Origin of the sequence: Nostocoides australiense Ben110 (assembly GCF_001050535.1) — a bacterium.
Classification (GTDB): domain Bacteria; phylum Actinomycetota; class Actinomycetes; order Actinomycetales; family Dermatophilaceae; genus Nostocoides_A; species Nostocoides_A australiense.
This window is the reverse complement of the sequence record NZ_HG764815.1, coordinates 2,350,771-2,355,635: the sequence shown is the minus strand read 5'-3', so window position 1 is coordinate 2,355,635 and position 4,865 is coordinate 2,350,771. Positions and strand designations below refer to the sequence as shown.

4 protein-coding genes are annotated in these 4,865 nt (G+C 65.9%); all 4 read left to right on the top strand.

The features are described 5' to 3' along the window. Positions 1–389: 389 nt before the first annotated feature. Complete coding sequence (rpsL, locus tag BN11_RS11305; protein ID WP_048697723.1) at positions 390–761, top strand: 30S ribosomal protein S12; 372 nt, start codon at positions 390–392, stop codon at positions 759–761. A gap of 5 nt (positions 762–766) precedes the next feature. Beyond that, on the top strand, positions 767–1,237 hold the full coding sequence (gene rpsG / locus BN11_RS11300) for a 30S ribosomal protein S7 (RefSeq protein ID WP_048697720.1): 471 nt from the start codon (positions 767–769) through the stop codon (positions 1,235–1,237). 123 nt (positions 1,238–1,360) lie between these two features. Next, positions 1,361–3,475, top strand: coding sequence for an elongation factor G (gene fusA, locus BN11_RS11295; RefSeq protein ID WP_048697719.1), 2,115 nt, complete (start codon positions 1,361–1,363; stop codon positions 3,473–3,475). 102 nt (positions 3,476–3,577) lie between these two features. Continuing rightward, positions 3,578–4,774, top strand: a complete 1,197-nt coding sequence (tuf, locus tag BN11_RS11290; RefSeq protein ID WP_048697715.1) for an elongation factor Tu — start codon at positions 3,578–3,580, stop codon at positions 4,772–4,774. Positions 4,775–4,865: the final 91 nt, after the last annotated feature.

The following is a 4,865-nucleotide window of genomic DNA, read 5'->3' as shown; positions in this document are numbered from 1 at the left end:
CGTCCACACGAACTGACGTCCACACGAACTGACGTCGAGAGGGGATTCTCGGCACGGAAATCGCCGGAAAGCGTGCCGGCACTCCCCACTCGATGAGAGCCCCTCCTACGCGATTTGGCCGCCTCCGACGGGCCCGGGTACGATGGAGCGCTGTGTCTCGTGCGCGAAGTCGCGCATGGGCACGCCGGCAGCAGTCCTTGGTGACTGATGTGCCCCACCCCTCTCGCCGGGCAATCCGATCTTCGCCACCGCAAGCCGCGGTGGGTGGGGAGCGGGGAGTGCAGGGGAGAGCATCCGGCGCGACACACCCGACCACGGGGGTCGAGCGGCGGACATGGCAAGGAGCGCCCGTCATACGGCGGGCGAGACGACGAATTGAAGGAAACGGTTTGCCTACCATCAACCAGCTGGTGCGCAAGGGCCGGCAGGACAAGGCCTCCAAGGTCAAGACCCCTGCCCTGAAGGGCTCTCCTCAGCGCCGCGGTGTCTGCACCCGCGTCTACACCACCACCCCCAAGAAGCCGAACTCGGCGCTGCGCAAGGTCGCCCGTGTGCGCCTGACCAGCGGCATCGAGGTCACCGCCTACATCCCGGGCGTCGGCCACAACCTGCAGGAGCACTCGATGGTGCTCGTGCGTGGCGGCCGTGTGAAGGACCTCCCCGGCGTCCGCTACAAGATCATCCGCGGCGCCCTCGACACCCAGGGCGTCAAGAACCGCCAGCAGGCTCGCAGCCGCTACGGCGCCAAGAAGGGGAAGTGATCTGAATGCCCCGTAAAGGCCCCGCACCCAAGCGTCCCCTCGTCGTCGACCCCGTCTACAACAGCACCCTGGTGACCCAGCTGGTCAACAAGATCCTGCTCGACGGCAAGAAGTCGATCGCCGAAAACATCGTCTACGGCGCCCTCGAGGGCGTGCGCGACAAGACGGGCACCGACCCGGTCGCCACCCTCAAGCGCGCGCTCGACAACGTCCGCCCGAGCCTCGAGGTCAAGTCCCGCCGTGTCGGTGGCGCGACCTACCAGGTCCCGGTTGAGGTCAAGCCCGGCCGCGCCACGACCCTGTCGCTGCGCTGGCTGGTCGGTTACTCCCGCCAGCGCCGCGAGAAGACGATGACCGAGCGCCTCATGAACGAGATCCTCGACGCCTCCAACGGCCTCGGTGCCGCGGTGAAGCGTCGTGAGGACACCCACAAGATGGCCGAGTCCAACAAGGCCTTCGCGCACTACCGCTGGTGACCCCAGCCTGCGGTATGCCGCCCAGCTCAGGTGGGCGAAGCGGCATACCGCCGGCGCTGCGGCGCCACCCCGCACGTAACGCAACATGCTGTGTTCGCAACGAACTGAGATGAGAAAACCCAAGTGGCACAGGACGTCCTGACCGACCTGAACAAGGTCCGGAATATCGGCATCATGGCGCACATCGACGCCGGCAAGACGACGGTGACCGAGCGCATCCTCTTCTACACCGGTGTCAACCGCAAGATCGGTGAGACGCACGACGGCGCCTCCACGACCGACTGGATGGAGCAGGAGAAGGAGCGCGGCATCACGATCACGTCGGCCGCTGTCACCTGTTTCTGGGACAACAACCAGATCAACATCATCGACACCCCCGGCCACGTCGACTTCACCGTCGAGGTGGAGCGCTCGCTGCGCGTCCTCGACGGCGCCGTCGCCGTGTTCGACGGCAAGGAGGGCGTCGAGCCCCAGTCCGAGACCGTGTGGCGCCAGGCCGACAAGTACAACGTGCCCCGCATCTGCTTCGTCAACAAGATGGACAAGCTGGGCGCCGACTTCTACTTCACCGTCCAGACCATCAAGGACCGCCTCGGCGCCGAGCCGCTCGTGCTGCAGCTGCCGATCGGTGCCGAGTCGACCTTCGTCGGCATCGTCGACCTGCTCGAGATGCGGGCCCTGGTGTGGCCCGGCGACGCCAAGGGCGACGTCACGATGGGCGCGAAGTACGAGGTCCAGGAGATCCCGGCCGACCTGCAGGAGCAGGCGGAGGAATACCGTCACGCCCTGGTCGAGCGGGTCGCCGAGTCCGACGACGAGCTCATGGAGAAGTACCTCGAAGAGGGCGAGCTGACCGTCGAGGAGCTCAAGAGGGGCATCCGCAAGCTGACCGTCAACTCAGAGCTCTACCCGGTGCTGTGCGGTTCGGCGTTCAAGAACCGCGGTGTCCAGCCGATGCTCGACGCGGTCATCTCCTATCTGCCGACCCCGCTCGACGTGCCCGCCATGGAGGGCCACGCCCCCGGCAACGAGGACGAGAAGATCGAGCGTCACCCGTCCACCGACGAGCCCTTCTCGGCGCTCGCGTTCAAGGTGGCCTCGCACCCCTTCTTCGGGACGCTGACCTTCATCCGCGTCTACTCCGGCCGCATCCACGCCGGCACGCAGGTGCTCAACTCGACCAAGGTCAAGAAGGAGCGCGTCGGCAAGCTCTTCCAGATGCACGCCAACAAGGAGAACCCGGTCGAGGACGCGCTGGCCGGCCACATCTACGCCGCCATCGGCCTGAAGGGCACCACCACCGGTGACACCCTGTCCGATATCGACAAGCCGGTCGTGCTGGAGTCGATGACCTTCCCCGAGCCGGTCATCCAGGTCGCCATCGAGCCCAAGACCAAGGGCGACCAGGAGAAGCTCGGCACGGCCATCCAGAAGCTCGCCGAAGAGGACCCGACCTTCCAGGTCCACCTCGACGAGGACACCGGCCAGACGATCATCGCCGGCATGGGCGAACTCCACCTCGACATCCTCGTCGACCGCATGCGCCGCGAGTTCAAGGTCGAGGCCAACGTCGGCAAGCCGCAGGTCGCCTATCGCGAGACGATCCGCCGTGCGGTGGAGAAGTACGACTACACCCACAAGAAGCAGACCGGTGGGTCGGGCCAGTTCGCCAAGGTGCAGATCGCGCTGGAGCCGCTGGACACCTCCGAAGGCGAGCTCTACGAGTTCGACAACAAGGTGACCGGAGGCCGCGTGCCGCGCGAGTACATCCCCTCCGTCGACCACGGCATCCAGGACGCCATGCAGTACGGCGCCCTCGCCGGCTACCCGATGGTCGGGGTCAAGGCCACCCTGCTGGACGGCGCCTACCACGACGTCGACTCCTCGGAGATGGCGTTCAAGATCGCCGGGTCGATGGCCTTCAAGGAGGCCGTCCGCAAGTGCGACCCGGTGCTGCTCGAGCCGATGATGGCCGTCGAGGTCCGCACGCCCGAGGAGTACATGGGCGACGTCATCGGCGACATCAACTCCCGCCGTGGCCACATCCAAGCCATGGAGGACATCAGCGGCGCCAAGGTCGTGCGCGGCCTGGTCCCGCTGTCGGAGATGTTCGGGTATGTCGGTGACCTGCGGTCCAAGACCCAAGGTCGCGCGAACTACTCGATGGAGTTCGACTCCTACGCCGAGGTGCCCAAGAGCGTCGCGGAAGAAATCATCAAGAAAACTCGTGGCGAGTGACGGGTAGACTTCACGGTCGACCCCACACGTCATACCCCAAAGCACCGCCACGCCAGCCTGGCCTAAGCGGTATCCCAGAGAAGTCCTGAGGAGGACAAGCAAGTGGCGAAGGCAAAGTTCGAGCGGACCAAGCCGCACGTCAACATCGGCACCATCGGTCACATCGACCATGGCAAGACGACGCTGACGGCTGCGATCTCCAAGGTCCTGCACGACAAGTACCCGGACCTGAACCCGGTGTTCGCGTTCGACGACATCGACAAGGCGCCGGAAGAGAAGCAGCGCGGTATCACCATCTCGATCGCCCACATCGAGTACCAGACGGAGGGCCGTCACTACGCCCACGTCGACTGCCCTGGTCACGCTGACTACATCAAGAACATGATCACCGGTGCGGCCCAGATGGACGGCGCGATCCTCGTGGTCGCCGCCACCGACGGCCCGATGCCGCAGACGAAGGAGCACGTCCTCCTGGCCCGCCAGGTCGGCGTCCCCTTCATCGTGGTCGCGCTCAACAAGACCGACATGGTCGACGACGAGGAGATCCTCGAGCTCGTCGAGATGGAGGTCCGTGAGCTGCTGTCCGACTACGAGTTCCCCGGCGACGACATCCCCGTCGTGCGCGTCTCGGCGCTGAAGGCGCTCGAGGGCGACGCGACCTGGGGCCAGAGCGTCCTGGACCTCATGGACGCCGTGGACTCCTACATCCCCGAGCCCGAGCGTGAGACGGACAAGCCGTTTCTCATGCCCGTCGAGGACGTCTTCACCATCACCGGTCGTGGCACCGTCGTCACCGGCCGTGTCGAGCGTGGCATCCTCAAGGTCAACGAGGAGGTCGAGATCGTCGGCATCCACGAGGGCCCGGCCACCAAGACCACCGTCACCGGTGTCGAGATGTTCCGCAAGCTGCTCGACGAGGCCCGCGCCGGCGAGAACGTCGGTCTGCTGCTTCGTGGCATCAAGCGCGAGGACGTCGAGCGCGGCCAGGTCGTCGTCAAGCCGGGTTCGATCACCCCGCACACCGACTTCGAGGCCAACGTCTACATCCTCGGCAAGGAGGAGGGCGGCCGTCACACGCCGTTCTACGACAACTACCGTCCGCAGTTCTACTTCCGCACCACGGACGTGACGGGTGTCGTCAAGCTCCCCGAGGGCAAGGAAATGGTCATGCCCGGCGACAACACCGAGATGAACGTCGAGCTCATCCAGCCCATCGCCATGGAAGAGGGCCTGAAGTTCGCCATCCGTGAAGGCGGCCGCACCGTCGGCGCCGGTCGCGTGACGAAGATCAACAAGTAACACACGGGGGGCTCCGCCCCCCCGTGAACCCCCCACGAGGAGCGGCCCCCACACGGGGGGCTCCGCCCCCCGTGAACCCCCCACGAGGAGC

Coding starts and splice junctions, on each gene's coding strand:
- rpsG (WP_048697720.1), top strand. CDS start 767: ATGCCCCGTAAAGGCCCCGCACCCAAGCGTCCCCTCGTCGTCGACCCC.